Consider the following 14,137-nt stretch of genomic DNA (forward strand, 5'->3'; position numbering starts at 1 on the left):
GCGTGCGTCCCCCCCCATCAGGCGCACGGCCGAGCCGCTGTCACACGAGGAGGAGAGCTGGGCATGGCATTGCGGCCACTGACGGACGAAGAGCGCGCACGCGCGCGCGAGAAAGCCACGGCGGCGCGGACCGCGCGGGCGGAGATCAAGAAGGGACTGCGGGACGGGTCGATCACCGTGGCGCAAGTGCTGCGCAGGGGCGAGGAGGACGAAGCCGTCAGCCGCCTGAAGGTCACCGAACTGCTCGAGGCCACCCCCGGGATCGGGAAGGTGCGCTCGGCGGCGATCATGGAGCAGATCGGGATCGCACCCACCCGTCGGGTGCGTGGCCTGGGTCAGCACCAGCGCAAGGCGCTCGTGGACTACCTGGACCGCTGAACCCCGGTCCCCGATCCGCCCCACCCCGGGCGCGACCGCCGGGACCCACGGTTGATACAGTGACGGGCGAGCTGACCGCTCGCCCGTCACCGTCATCTTCCGGAGGTACCCGTGCGTCCCAAGCCCACCGTGACCGTTCTGGCCGGCCCCACGGCCGTGGGCAAAGGAACGGTGTCCACCTACATCCGGGACCACTACCCGCAGGTGTGGTTGTCCGTCTCGGCCACCACGCGTGCGCCGCGGCCCGGCGAGGTGGACGGCGTGCACTACTTCTTCGTCAGCGACGCCGAGTTCGACGACATGATCGAGCGTCACGACCTGCTCGAATGGGCGGTCGTGCACAACCTCAACCGGTACGGCACACCGCGCCACAAGGTCGAGGAGGCGCTCGCGGCGGGGCGCAGTGTCCTGCTCGAGATCGACTTGCAGGGAGCGCGCAGCGTGCGCCAGACCATGCCGGACGCCCAGTTCGTGTTCCTGGCCCCGCCGAGTTGGGAGGAAATGGTGCACCGGCTCGTGGGCCGGGGCACCGAGACCCCCGAGCAACAGCAGCGTCGGCTGGAAACGGCTAAACTGGAACTCGCGGCGCAATCAGAGTTCGATCACACCGTCGTCAACGACACGGTGGAACGCGCCGCCGCCGAACTCGTGGCCCTCATGGGGTTGCCGAGGGCATCGCACCGTTGAGGCGGTCAGCCGCCCCGGATCCGCGCAGCCCCCACGGCCAGTAGCACCATCTTTCCCGTCCACCACAGGAGTCATGAAACACGTGAGCACGAACAACGAAGGCATCGTCAACCCGCCCGTCGATCGGTTGCTCGACAAGACGGATTCCAAGTACGGCCTGGTGATCTTCGGTGCCCGCCGCGCCCGCCAGATCAACGCGTACTACTCGCAGTTGCACGAGGGTCTGTTCGAGTACGTGGGTCCGCTCGTGGACACCCAGCTCAACGAGAAGCCCCTGTCCATCGCGTTCCGCGAGATCGACGAGGGCCTGATCGAGGCCGTGCACGTGGACCACACCGGGTTCACCCCCAACGGCCAGATGGTCAGCGACGAACCCACCGCCACGGACATGTTCACCGGCGACTTCTTCGCCCAGGGTGAGCAGGACGGCACCGCGGTCTTCTCCGACGGCGTCCAGCTGGGGGAGACCTCCGAGGAGATCCCGGCCGCGGACACCGAGGACCCCGCCGAGGGTTCCGCAGAGTCCTCCGAGCAGTGACCGACCCGCACAGCCGCGACGCCCCCGTCCCCTCCGCGCCCCGCGCCCCGTTGCGCGTGGTGTTGGGTGTGGGCGGGGGCATCGCCGCATACAAGGCCGCCCTGCTGTCCCGGTTGTTCTCCGAGGCCGGCCACCACGTGGTGCCCATGCCCACCGAGGCCGCCCTGCAGTTCGTGGGTGCGCCCACGTGGGAGGCCCTCACGGGCGAGCACGTCTCGGGGTCGGTCTTCGACCGGATCGACACGGTCAACCACGTGGCCCAGGGCCAGGCCGCGGACCTGGTGGTGATCGCCCCGGCCACGGCGGACCTCATGGCCCGGGTGGCCCACGGGCACGCGGACGACCTGCTGACCACCACGGTGCTCGCGACTGCCGCGCCCGTGCTGCTGGCCCCGGCCATGCACACCGAGATGTGGCAGAACCCGGCCACGCAGCGCAACGTCGCCCTGTTGCGCGAGCACGGCCACACGGTCCTCGATCCGGCCAGCGGTCGGCTCACGGGCAAGGACAGCGGCCCGGGCCGGTTACCCGAGCCGCAGGAGATCTTCGACGCCGCGCTCGCCCTCGTGGACCCCGCCTCCAGCTCCACCCATTCATCGTCCGACGGCGACGACGCTCTGCGCGGACGTCGCGTCCTGGTCACCGCGGGCGGGACGCGCGAAGCCCTGGATCCCGTGCGCTTCCTGGGCAACCGGTCCTCGGGCAAGCAGGGCGTGGCCCTGGCCCGTGCCGCGCGCGACGCGGGCGCACACGTGCACCTGATCGCCGCGCACGTGGAGACCGAGCTGCCGAGCGGCGTCGACATCACGCGCGTGTCCTCGGCGCGTGAGCTGCAGGACGCGACCCTGGCTGCCGCGCGCGAGGCCGACGTCGTGATCATGGCCGCCGCCGTGGCGGACTACCGCCCGGACACCGTGGGCGAGCACAAGATGAAGAAGTCCGAGGACGGCGCGGACCCCGTGATCCGGCTGGTGCGCAATCCGGACATCCTGCGCGCCGTCGTGGCCCAGCGCGCCGAGCGCTCACTCGAGCAGCTGATCGTGGGCTTCGCCGCGGAGACCGGGGACGCCGAGCACTCGGTGCTCGATTTCGCGCGCGCCAAGCTCGCACGCAAGGGCTGCGACCTGCTCGTGCTCAACGAGGTGGGCACGGACAAGGTCTTCGGCCACGATGACACCGAGGTCACCGTGCTCTCGGCTCGCTCGAGCGAGGACCGCGGAGCGCGCGGGACCAAGGACGAGGTCGCGCGGTTCGTGGTGCAGCGCATCGCCGAGGACGTTCGCACCGACGGGTAATGTGGTCTCCCGTGAGCGAAGCGAGCAAGCACCTGAGAATCTTCACGTCCGAGTCCGTGACCGAGGGGCACCCGGACAAGATCTGTGACCAGATCTCCGACTCGATCCTGGACGCCCTGCTGACCGAGGACCCCAATTCCTCGGTGGCCGTGGAGACCATGGTCACCACGGGCCTCGTGCACGTGGCGGGCGAGGTCAAGACGGACGCGTACGTGGAGATCCCCCACATCGTGCGCAAGACCCTGCTGGACATCGGGTACAACTCCTCCGTGCACGGTTTCGACGGCGAGTTCTGCGGTGTGTCCATCAGCGTGGGCGAGCAGTCCAACGAGATCTACGAGGGTGTGTTCACGTCCCTCGAGGAGCGCACCGGTGCCGCGCGTGACCCCCGGGACGCCCAGGGCGCGGGGGACCAGGGCATCATGTTCGGGTACGCCTCGGACGAGACGGACACGCTCATGCCCGCCCCCATCCTGTTGGCGCACCGGCTGTCCGAGCAGCTCACCCGTGTGCGTAAGACCGCGGTGCTGCCCGGTCTGCGTCCGGACGGCAAGACCCAGGTGACCCTGGGTTACGACGGGCACACCCCCGTCTCCGTGGACACCGTGGTCGTCTCCTCCCAGCACGCGGAGAACTACGACCTGGACCAGCTCACCCGCGATCTCACGACCAGCGTGATCAGCCCCGTCCTGGAGGACTCCGGACTGGACCTGTCCGCAACAAAGATCATCGTCAACCCCGCGGGCAACTTCGTGCGCGGCGGGCCCGTGGGGGACGCCGGGCTGACCGGACGCAAGATCATCGTGGACACCTACGGCGGCATGGCCCGCCACGGTGGCGGTGCGTTCTCCGGCAAGGACCCCTCCAAGGTGGACCGCTCCGCCGCGTACGCGATGCGCTGGGTCGCCAAGAACGTCGTGGCCGCCGGACTGGCCCGCCGGGCGGAGGTCCAGGTGGCCTACGCGATCGGCCAGGCCCGTCCCGTGGGCCTGTACGTGGAGACCTTCGGCACCGAGACCGTGGACCCCGCGCGGATCGAGAAGGCGATCTCCGAGGTCTTCGACCTGCGGCCGCTGGCGATCATCGAGGACCTGGACCTCAAGCGCCCCATCTACGCCAAGACCGCCGCCCACGGTCATTTCGGCCGCACCGACCCCGATTTCACGTGGGAGCGCACGGACCGGGTCCAGGAGTTGCGTTCCGCCGCGGGGCTGTGAGCCCCGGCCCCGCCGGGAGGGAGCCCGCCACGCCGGAGTCCCCCAGGCCGGACTCGGCGGGCACCGCGCCCCCGGACTCCGCGACTGCGGGTTCCGCCCCGGCGGACCAGGGCACCGTTCCGTCGGACGCGTCCGGTGAGCAACTCGCGCTCGCGGGTCTGCCCGAGGCCGCACCCCCGTCCCAGCCACGTTCTTCGCCCCGAAAACCTCTAGGCTCCGAGGGCCGCGCCGCGCACGACCCCGTGGCCAAGGTCTTGCTCGAGGCCTACGTCCCGCACCTGGACCGGGTCTTCGACTACCGCGTGACCGCTGCCCTCGACGAGCAAGCGGTCGTGGGGTCCAAGGTCTCGGTGGTCTTCGCGGGTCGGAAGATGTCCGGGTGGGTCGTGGACCGCGTGGCCCACACGGACGTCCCCGAGGACCGATTGCTGCCCATCCGTCGCGTGCTCACGCCGCTGCCGGTGGCCCGCCCCGAGATCGTGGAGCTCGCGCAGGCCGTGGCTGAACGCTGCGCCGGCACGGTCGCGGACGTCCTGCGGGTCGCGATCGCCCCGCGGGTCGCGCGGGTGGACAAGGAATTCAGCACGCCCGAAGCCGCCGGGACCTCCGAGACGGACGTCGCGGATCCGGACGTCGACGCCGCGGCGCCGGCCGGCGTATCAGCGGGCTCCGCTCCCGACGGCGCCGTCTCGGGTCATCTCGCGCGGGCTACAGGCAACACCACCGAAGGACTTCCGGGTCAAGAACCGTCCCGGGACGAGGCCGCGCTCGACGGCACGGCCGCCGACGACGCCACGGAAGCGAACCCGACCGCCGCGCCCGCACCCGAACACGCGTCGTCGTCCCCCGGGGAACCCCCGACGACCGGCTGGCAGCACTACGCGGGCGGCCCGGAGTTCGCGGCGTCCGTGGCGCGCGGTGAGCCGGCGCGCGCGGTCGTGGAAGTGCTGCCCTCGGCCGAGGACCACGACTGGGCGGTGCTGACCGCGAGCGCCATGGCCACCGCGTACGCCGCCGGTCGCGGCGCGGTGGGCGTGGTCGCGGATCACAAGGCACTCGAGCGGCTCGAAAGGGCGCTGTGCGAGCTGGTGGGGGAGGATGCCGTCGTGCGCCTGCACGCCGACGACGGGCCCACGCCCCGCTACCGGGGGTTCCTCGAACTCGCGCTCGGGAAGAAGCGCCTGGCCGTGGGCACGCGCTCCACCGCGTACGCGCCCGTGCAGGATCTCGCGCTCGTGTGCTGTCACGACGACGGGGACGTGAACTTCGTGGAGCAGCGCGCCCCCTACCAGCACACGCGGGACGTGTTGTTGCTGCGCACCCAGCAGCAGGGTCTGGCCGCGCTGTTCACGGGGTACGCGGTGAGTCCCGAGGCGCTGCGGCTCGTGGCCACAGGGTGGGCGGCGCGCGTGGCACCAGATCGCGCGGACCTGCGCCGGTTCTCCCCGCGCATCGAAGCGACCTCCGATTCCTACAACACCGCCCTCGACCCGCTCGCGGCGCGCGCCCGGTTGCCGCACGAGGCGTTCCGGGTGGCACGCGAGGCCCTGAAATCCGGGCCCGTGCTCGTGCAGGTGGCGCGCAAGGGCTATGCTCCCGTGCTCGCCTGCCAGCGGTGCCGTACGCCCGCGCGCTGCCAGGCATGCGACGGGTCCCTCGCGCTGGATTCCGCCCACGCCGTGCCGGTGTGCACGTGGTGCGGGCGTCACGCCCATGACTGGCGGTGCGTGGAGTGTGGGTTCACCCGGGTGCGATTGAGTACCGTGGGGGCGTCCCGGACCGCGGAGGAGCTGGGCCGTTCGTTCCCGCAGGTGCCCGTGATCTCGTCGAGCGACCGCACCGTGCGGCCCCGGGTGGGGTCCGCCCCGGCGCTCGTGGTGGCGACGCCGGGAGCGGAGCCCGTCGCGGACGGCGGCTACGCCGCCGCGCTGCTGCTGGACGGGAACCAGATGCTCGCCCGGCCGTGGCTGCGCGCGGAGGAGCAGACGTTGCGCCGCTGGTTCAATGCCGCAGCACTCGTGCGGGCGGGCTCTCACGGCGGGACCGTGGTGGTGACCGCGGATCAGGACCGCGCGGTCGGCGCGCTCGTGCGCTGGGACCCTGCGGGGCACGCCGAGCGGGAGCTTCGGGAGCGCCACGAACTCGGACTGCCGCCGGCGGTGCGTACCGCGGCGCTGACCGGTCCGCGCGACGCCGTGGAGGCCACCCTCCGGGATCTGCGTCTACCCGAGAAGGTCCGGGTCGTGGGGCCCGCACCGGTGGAGCAGGCCGTGGGCAACGGCGCCGACGTCCCGCACGCCGAGCCCCGTCCCGCCACGCTGGACGTGCCCTCCGGCACCTCGACCGCTCGGGTGGAACGCGCGTCGGAGCGCCCCTACCGGGCGTTGCTGTTCTTCGGGTTCGGCATCGCCCCACGCGTGACCTCGGCGCTTCGGGCGGAGAAGGCCCGCGCGTCGGCACTGCGGGAGCACGCCCCCGTGGCGGTGCGGTGCGACGTCGCGGACCTGCTGTAGGCCGGTGTCAGGCGGTTCCCCGTGGCCCGGCAACCCGGCCCGGTACACCGTGCTGCGACCCCGTGTCGCTGTCCCGAGGACGCGCGCGGTTCAGCCGCGCTGGTGCAGATCCCATGCCAGGTCGAGTAGTTCCCGCGCGGAGTCGTCCCACGTGTGCGCGCGGATCCGGTGCAGTCCCGCGGTGACGCGCTCGCGAGCGAGGACGGGATCGGTGAGCTCGCGCACGCGGGCGGCGAACGCGGCGTCGTCGTCGGAGGGGGCGTAGCCGGCGGCGTCCCCGGCGACCTCGTGGAAGATGGGCAGGTCCGAGCACACGACCGGCGCGCCCTGCGCGAAGGCCTCCACGAGTGGCAAGCCGTACCCCTCGGCGCGGGACGCGGTCACGAGCGTGGCGCACGTGGTGAGGAGCTCGCGGTACTCGTCCTCGCTGACCCCGCGGTGGAAGACCACGCGGGCGTCCGTCGGGACCTGCGCGCGCAATTGCGCCTCGCGCGCCGGCGAGATCCGGGACAGCAGGTGCAGCGTGTACCCGGGCAGGTGGGCCATCGCGCGCAGCAGCGTCTCCACGTTCTTGTACGGCAGGAACGAGCCCATGTAGACCAGGTCCCGCCCGCGCTCGCCGAGCCGCCGCACGGCGGTCTCCTCGGGGATCCCGGACGACGGCGCCGCGTTGGCGATCACGCGCACGTCCCGTTTCGTGAGCCGGTGCGCGAGGATCTCCCGCTTCGACGTCTGGGAGACGGTCGCGACGGCGTCCGCGCGGTTGAGCGTGAGCCTCTGGGGCCACCAGGCCTTGTGGTACGCGCGCCAACCCCACTGCACCGGCAAGGGGAGATCGCCCGGGGGCTGCGGGTGCTCGTAGTAGATCAGGTCGTGCAGCGTGAGGATCAGCTTGTGGCGGCGCCCCAGCGAGCCCATGGTCTGCATGGGGGAGAACACGACGTCGGGTGCGTACCGGCTCAGCAGGGCGCCCGTGAGCACCTCGGCCGGGGACGTAACGGACGGGCCCAGCAGCGTGGGCAGACCGTCGGAGATCAGGGCAGCCTGGGCGGGATCGCTGATCAGTGCGGCGAGGCGGACGCGCGGATCGGAGGCAACTGCCCGGGCCGTGGCGGCGAGCAATTCGGCGCTGTAGCGGCTGATCCCATCGTGGTGATCGGTGCGGATGTAGCGGGCGTCGAAGAGCAGCTTCACCGCTCGTCGGTCCCGTAGAGTCCGCGCGCGGTGGCCTCCTTGGTGAGCTGGTGCTCACCGGAGCCCGGGTCCACCGCGGGGATCATCCCGGTGAGTTGGTCCGGGGTGGAGGCGGTCGTGTCCGCGTGGGGTAACTGGTCGTAGCCCTCGAGGGGTTCCGGCGCGGGGGACGCCAGGAAGTCTTCGATGTAATCCGCCGCGAGCTGTGGGGTCTCGTAGTGGATCAGGTGACCCACCCCGGGGATGATCTTGAGGCTGTGGCTGCGGATCCACGAGGCCATGGTGCGCTGCGAGCGCACGGAGCCCAATTCGTCCTGGTCGCCCACGATGAGCAGGGTGGGCATGGTCAGGTTCATCGCGACCTCCGCGACGGTGTGGGAGATCGACGCCTGATAGGCCTCGGTGAGCACGTCCCGGTTGGCGAAGGTGTTGAAGTAGGCCTGGTGCTGGCGCAGCGCGTAGTTGCGGATCCCCGGGTCCTCTGACTTGACCATCACGTCCGTCATGAGTTTCACGACGGCGTTCGAGGCCAGCAATTTGGTGCCCAGCCGCCGGGGGAGGGACGCGCCCGCGGAGTAGTAGAGCTCCGTGAGCTTGGTCAGCCGCTTCTGCTGTCCGGCCAGGGCGGGTTCTGAGATGGGGTTGAGCAGGATCAACCGTTCCACCATGGCGGGGTACTCCACGGCGAAGTGCGCCGCCAGGGTGGACCCGAAGGAGTGCCCCGCGAGCACGATGCCCGTCTCGCAGCCCGGATGGACGGCGTTATCGGTCAGTGCCTCGAGGAACTCGCGCACGAACTCCACGTAGCTGGGCACCGAGTGTTCTCGGTCAGGGAAGGGCTCCGAGCGTCCGAAACCGGGCAGGTCCGGTAGCACCACGTGGTATTTCTCGCGTAGGGCAGTCGCGATCAGCTGCAGACCGTGGTGGTCCCCACGGAACCCGTGGAGCATCACGAGCAACGGTTTGTGCTTCTTGTCAGCGTCGTAGAACCAGTAGCGCACGCGGTACCCGTCCAATTGCACGCTGCGGCGTTCGGCGTAGGTGTTCTCCACGGGTCCTCCAGTCGTGCGGCGTCGGCGCATCCATGCTAGCCGGGAGAGGCGCGGTGGCGGGCTGGTCTAAACTGGGAGAAATCCCCACACGAGAACGGGGGACCAGGCTGTCACCGCGCCGGTATCGGGGCGAGCGAGCATCCCCGGCCCATCCCCGTGAACTTTGAAGGCGAGGCACGTGAGCGAGCACAGCACCCCGGATGCGGGCACGGACTACGACGTCCAGCGCATTGAGGCCACCTGGTCCGGCTACTGGGAGGACAACCGGGTCTTCGCGCCCCGGGACGACGGTTCCGCTCCGCGGCGTTACGTCCTGGACATGTTCCCCTACCCCTCGGGGGACCTGCATATGGGCCACGCGGAGGCGTTCGCCATGGGGGACGTCGTCTCCCGCTACTGGCTGCACCGCGGGTACGATGTGATGCACCCGATCGGCTGGGACTCCTTCGGCCTGCCGGCGGAGAACGCCGCCATCAAGCGTGACGCCCATCCCGCGGAGTGGACCTACCGCAACATCGACACCCAGCGCGCCTCGTTCAAGCGCTACGCGATCAGCGTGGACTGGGACCGGGAGATCCACACGTCCGACCCCGAGTACTACCGCTGGACGCAGTGGCTGTTCCTGCAGTTCTACAAGCACGGGTTGGCGTACCGGAAGGACTCCCCGGTTAACTGGTGCCCCAAGGACCAGACGGTGCTCGCCAACGAGCAAGTGGTCAACGGTGCGTGCGAGCGCTGCCACACCCCTGTGACCAAGAAGTCCCTGAACCAGTGGTATTTCAAGATCACCGACTACGCCCAGCGCTTGCTGGACGACATGGGTGAGCTGGAGGGCCACTGGCCCGAGCGTGTGCTGGCCATGCAGCGCAACTGGATCGGGCGTTCCGAGGGCGCGCACGTGAAGTTCGTGATCGAGGGCGCCCCCGCCGAGGGTGCGGACCCCGAGGACACCTCCGGGCGTACCGTCACCGTGTTCACGACCCGCCCGGACACCCTCCACGGCGCCACGTTCTGCGTGGTCGCCGCGGACGCCGCGATCGCCCAGGAGATCGTGGCCCCCGAACACGCCGACGCGCTCGCCGCGTACCGGGAGGACGTCAAGGCACTGTCGGACATCGAACGCCAGGCCTCCGACCGGGAGAAGACCGGTGTGTTCCTGGGCCGCTACGCGGTCAACCCCCTCACGGGCGAGAAGCTGCCGGTGTGGGCCTCGGACTACGTCCTGGCTGATTACGGCACCGGCGTGATCATGGCGGTGCCCGCCCACGACCAACGGGACCTGGACTTCGCCCGGGCCTTCGACCTGCCCGTGCGCGCGGTCCTGGACACCGGCGAGGAGGACCCCGCGAGCACGGGGGTCGCCACCACCGGTGACGGCACCCTGATCAACTCCGGACCGCTGAATGGGCTGTCCAAGGCGGAGGCGGTGGCCAAGGCCATCGAGATCGTCACTGAGGCCGGGACCGGCGAGCAACACGTGAACTTCCGACTGCGGGACTGGTTGCTGTCCCGGCAGCGGTTCTGGGGTGCACCGATTCCCATCGTGCACTGCCCCTCGTGCGGCGAGGTGCCCGTACCCGAGGACCAGCTGCCCGTGCGGCTGCCCGAGGACCTGCGCGGTGAGCAACTCGCGCCCAAGGGCAGGAGCCCGCTCGCAGCGGCGTCGGACTGGGTCACCGTGGCGTGCCCCGCGTGCGGCGGGCAGGCCACGCGCGACACCGACACCATGGACACGTTCGTGGACTCCTCGTGGTACTACCTGCGCTACGCGTCCCCGCACGACGACGCTGCGCCGTTCGACCGCGCCGAGGTGGACCGGTGGCTGCCCGTGGACCAGTACGTGGGCGGTGTGGAGCACGCGATCCTGCACCTGCTGTACTCGCGGTTCTTCACCAAGGCGCTCTACAACTTCGGGTTGATCGGATTCCAGGAGCCGTTCAAGGCGCTGCTGAACCAGGGTCAGGTCCTCAACGGGGGCAAGGCCATGTCCAAGTCCTTGGGCAACGGCGTGGACCTGGGTGAGCAGCTGGACGAGTTCGGCGTGGACGCCGTGCGCCTGACCATGGTCTTCGCGTCACCGCCCGAGGACGACGTGGACTGGGCGGACGTGTCCCCGCAGGGCGCCCAGAAGTTCCTGGCCCGCGCGTGGCGCCTCGCGAAGGACTGCACGGCCGCCCGGGACGCGGACGTGACCACCGGGGACCAGGCGCTGCGCCGTGCGACCCACAAGACGGTCGCGGACGCCGAACAGCTGCTCGACGCGCACAAGTTCAACGTGGTGATCGCCCGGACCATGGAGCTCGTGAACACCGTGCGCAAGGCCATCGACGCGGGCTGCGGTCCGGCCGATCCCGCCGTGCGCGAGGCCACCGAGGCCGTGGCGATCCTGCTAAGCCTCGTGGCGCCGTACACCTCCGAGGACATGTGGCACCTGCTCGGGCACGAGGACTCCGTGGTGCGCGCCCCGTGGCCCACCGTGGACCCCGCGCTGCTCGTGGAGGACACCGTCACCGCGATCGTGCAGATCAAGGGCAAGGTCCGTGACCGGTTGCAGGTCCCCGCGGACATCACCGACGAGGACCTCGAGGCCGCGGCCATGGGATCGGAGGCCGTCCAGCGCCTGCTGTCCGAGGCCACGGTGCGCAAGGTCATCGTGCGCGCCCCCAAGCTCGTGAACATCGTGGTCTGATGTTCCCCCGCGAGCCCCGGAGCCCGTCCCCCCGTTCCACCGAGCGGGAGGGCGGGCTCCGCCCGTTCGGAGATGCGGCCTCTATTCCTGTCGGCGCGCCGTCAGAGCCTCCGTCCGCCTCCGCGTCCTCGGTCGGCGCGCCGTCAGAGCCTCCGTCCGCCTCCGCGTCCTCGGTCGACGCCGCCGCGCCGCCCCGCGTCGCCGTCGTCACCGACAGTGCCGCCGCCCTGCCCGATGCGTGGCTCCGCGCGTTCGAGGACGCACCGGGCTTCGCGCTCGTGGACATGCCCGTGCTGATCTCCGGTCAGCTCTACACCGCCGACGAGTCCGACACGCTGTCCTCGCTCGTCGTCGCGCTCGCGGAGGGCACACCCGTGACCACGTCCCGGCCGGCCCCGGGGCAGCTGCGTGCCGCGTACCGGCGGTTCGAGGAGGAGGGGTACGACGCCATCGTCTCGGTGCACCTGTCGGGGGAGCTGTCCGGGACGGTGGGCGCCGCCCGGATTGCTCGCCAGGACATCGGGATCCCCGTGCGGATCGTCGACACCGCGAGCGCCGGTCTGGGGCAGGGTCTGGGGGTGCGCGCGGCACTCCGGGCAGTGGCGTCGGGGGCGGGGATCGACGACGTCGCTGCGGCCGCCTGTGAGACCGCCGCCCAGGCACAGGTACTGATTCAGGTGCGCTCGCTGGAAACCCTGCGCCGGGGTGGACGGGTGAATCCGACCACGGCGATGGTCGGTTCCATGTTCCAGCTCAAACCGCTGCTGAGCATGGCCGAAGGCAAGATCGTGACCGTGGAGCGGCCGGTGTCCTTGCCGCGGGCTAAGGCGCGGTTCATGCTGCTGGCGGGGGAGGCTCTGGCCCACGCAGAGACCGACCGGCCGGTGTTATGTATTCACCACGTCGCGGACCCGCACGGGGCGCGCGAGATCGGTGAGGTGCTCATGGATCGCTACCGCCCGGACGCGGAGCTCGTGATCAGTGACCTGCCCCCGGTGCTCAGCGCGCACGTGGGGCTCGGGACGAAGGCCGCGGTGATCGAGGGCCCCACGTCCCGGCCCGTGTGGCACGGCGGGCGGGCTGCACAACCGCACCCCTGATCCGCGTGTTGCCCGAGTAATCCACCGGTGGCGTCGCGCACCCACGAGCCCTGTCGCCAGTGCGGTGGGGTGGGCGCATGAGTGGAATCGATTTCAGGGGACGGCGCCGGTTCCGGGACAGTGAGGCCACGGAGCGGTTGACGGCGCTCTTGCGGGAAGACCGGCAGTCGGGTGCGGGGCTGCCATGGGCGGAGCCAGGGCCTGATCGGAATGGTGATGTGGCCGGCCGTGGTGCGACGGGTCGCCGTGCTGCTGGCCAAGATGAAGAGGGCGCCGACCTGGCTCCGGACGGTGGTGCGGAACCGGCCGACGACGCCGCCGATGGTGCTACCGGTCCGTCGCTCAGTGCAGACCCGGTGTCCGAGCACTCCCGGCATCGCGAGGACGTCGTGGTCCGTCGGCACATTGCTCGCCCCGCGCTAGTAGCACTGTGCGCCGTGCTGTTGGTGGCCCTCGGGATCGGGGGCTGGAACCTGCTCCCCGATGGACGGGGGGACGACGTCGTCACGTCCACTTCCGTGAAATCGGAGGGCGCCGTCGCCGGTACGGATGGCGCGGGGGCAGATGAGGGTTCCGACCGCGCTGACGCCGCCCGTGAGGGCACTGAAGCCACCGGCCGGGACGACACAGTACCTCACGGGGTGTCCGGATCCGCGACGTCCTCAGGGCTCGTCGGGGGAGCCGGAGCCGGTTCAGCGGGCGGCGGTACCGCCTCCGCCGAAGCAGCCGGGGTGCTCACGGTCCACGTGATCGGGGAGGTCAAGGACCCATCCGTGGTGACGCTGTCCCCGGGTGCGCGCGTCATGGATGCGGTGGCGGCAGCCGGTGGATTCACGAAGGGTGCGGTGAAGGATCGGATCAATCTGGCGCAGCCCGTGAGCGACGGCGCCCAGATCACGATTCCCAATGAGGAGAACGTCGATCGGGTGGCCGAGGTTGCCGCGCAGGGCGGTTCCGTGAATGGCGCCGGGACCGGTGCCCCGGCCGAGGGAGCAGCGAACAGCGCCAGCATTAAGACTGGAGTGAGCGGTAGTGCTTCCGAGGGTGGCGCGGCCACGGGAGGTTCATCGTCCGGATCAGGCGCTGCGGCTAAGGCGGGTGGTGCGGCCGCCCTGCTCGGCGGCGCCCCGGTCAACCTCAACACGGCCTCGCAAGCGGAGCTCGAGACCCTGCCTCGCGTGGGACCGGTCCTCGCACAACGGATCGTGGAGTTCCGCACCCAGCACGGCCCGTTCACCTCCGCAGAACAGCTCGACGACGTCAGCGGGGTGGGTCCCGCCATGCTGGAGGCACTGCTACCACTGGTCACGGTGTGAGCGTGCGATGGGACCTGCGCCTGGTCCCGGTTGCCATCACCGCGTGGGTGTGCGGATCGCTGACACTACTTGCCGGGTGGACCGTGGGGGCCGTGGGGGCTCTCGGCTGCGTGCTGGTCTTCGGCCTCGCGTGGTGCGCACCCGCTCTTCTCGACCGG

Annotated in this window: 11 protein-coding genes; 9 read left to right on the top strand and 2 right to left on the bottom strand. The window is 70.7% G+C overall.

Annotated features, from left to right (window positions below; translation table 11 throughout):
• Positions 1–63 precede the first annotated feature (63 nt).
• The 6 genes from mihF (at position 64) to RF637_RS03130 (ending at position 6,628) form a co-directional block, all read left to right on the top strand.
• Positions 64–378, top strand: a complete 315-nt coding sequence (gene mihF / locus RF637_RS03105; RefSeq protein WP_035961833.1) for an integration host factor, actinobacterial type — start codon at positions 64–66, stop codon at positions 376–378.
• Between the two features lie 111 nt (positions 379–489).
• Positions 490–1,065 (top strand): guanylate kinase, encoded by a 576-nt coding sequence (gene gmk / locus RF637_RS03110; RefSeq protein ID WP_368844119.1) that lies wholly within the window; start codon positions 490–492, stop codon positions 1,063–1,065.
• A gap of 82 nt (positions 1,066–1,147) precedes the next feature.
• Positions 1,148–1,603, top strand: a complete 456-nt coding sequence (rpoZ, locus tag RF637_RS03115; RefSeq protein WP_085106084.1) for a DNA-directed RNA polymerase subunit omega — start codon at positions 1,148–1,150, stop codon at positions 1,601–1,603.
• Positions 1,600–2,898, top strand: coding sequence for a bifunctional phosphopantothenoylcysteine decarboxylase/phosphopantothenate--cysteine ligase CoaBC (gene coaBC, locus RF637_RS03120; RefSeq protein ID WP_144931844.1), 1,299 nt, complete (start codon positions 1,600–1,602; stop codon positions 2,896–2,898). The genes rpoZ and coaBC overlap by 4 nt, the downstream gene beginning before the upstream one ends.
• Entirely contained in the window at positions 2,898–4,115 is a 1,218-nt protein-coding gene (metK, locus tag RF637_RS03125) for a methionine adenosyltransferase (RefSeq protein WP_035961844.1), read from the top strand. Before coaBC ends, metK begins: the two co-directional genes overlap by 1 nt.
• Positions 4,112–6,628, top strand: a complete 2,517-nt coding sequence (locus RF637_RS03130) for a primosomal protein N' (RefSeq protein ID WP_368844120.1) — start codon at positions 4,112–4,114, stop codon at positions 6,626–6,628. Before metK ends, RF637_RS03130 begins: the two co-directional genes overlap by 4 nt.
• 90 nt (positions 6,629–6,718) lie before the next feature.
• Here the strand turns inward: RF637_RS03130 and RF637_RS03135 are convergent, their stop codons facing one another.
• Positions 6,719–7,822 carry a glycosyltransferase family 4 protein gene (locus RF637_RS03135; protein WP_368844121.1) on the bottom strand — a complete coding sequence of 368 codons (1,104 nt, stop codon included), beginning with the start codon at positions 7,820–7,822 and terminating at the stop codon, positions 6,719–6,721.
• The gene (locus RF637_RS03140) at positions 7,819–8,874 is read right to left on the bottom strand and encodes an alpha/beta fold hydrolase (RefSeq protein WP_368844122.1); all 1,056 of its coding nucleotides are present in this window, start codon (positions 8,872–8,874) and stop codon (positions 7,819–7,821) included. The genes RF637_RS03135 and RF637_RS03140 overlap by 4 nt, the downstream gene beginning before the upstream one ends.
• 178 nt (positions 8,875–9,052) lie before the next feature.
• Between RF637_RS03140 and leuS the strand changes: the two genes are divergently transcribed.
• From leuS to RF637_RS03155, 3 genes are all read left to right on the top strand, one after another.
• Entirely contained in the window at positions 9,053–11,563 is a 2,511-nt protein-coding gene (gene leuS / locus RF637_RS03145) for a leucine--tRNA ligase (protein WP_368844123.1), read from the top strand.
• On the top strand, positions 11,563–12,663 hold the full coding sequence (locus tag RF637_RS03150; protein WP_368844124.1) for a DegV family protein: 1,101 nt from the start codon (positions 11,563–11,565) through the stop codon (positions 12,661–12,663). Before leuS ends, RF637_RS03150 begins: the two co-directional genes overlap by 1 nt.
• 356 nt (positions 12,664–13,019) lie before the next feature.
• The gene (locus tag RF637_RS03155) at positions 13,020–13,979 is read left to right on the top strand and encodes a helix-hairpin-helix domain-containing protein (protein WP_368844125.1); all 960 of its coding nucleotides are present in this window, start codon (positions 13,020–13,022) and stop codon (positions 13,977–13,979) included.
• The last annotated feature ends 158 nt before the right edge of the window (positions 13,980–14,137 follow it).

Source organism: Kocuria sp. CPCC 204721, from assembly GCF_040980945.1.
In the GTDB taxonomy this organism is placed as follows: Bacteria; Actinomycetota; Actinomycetes; order Actinomycetales; family Micrococcaceae; genus Kocuria; species Kocuria marina.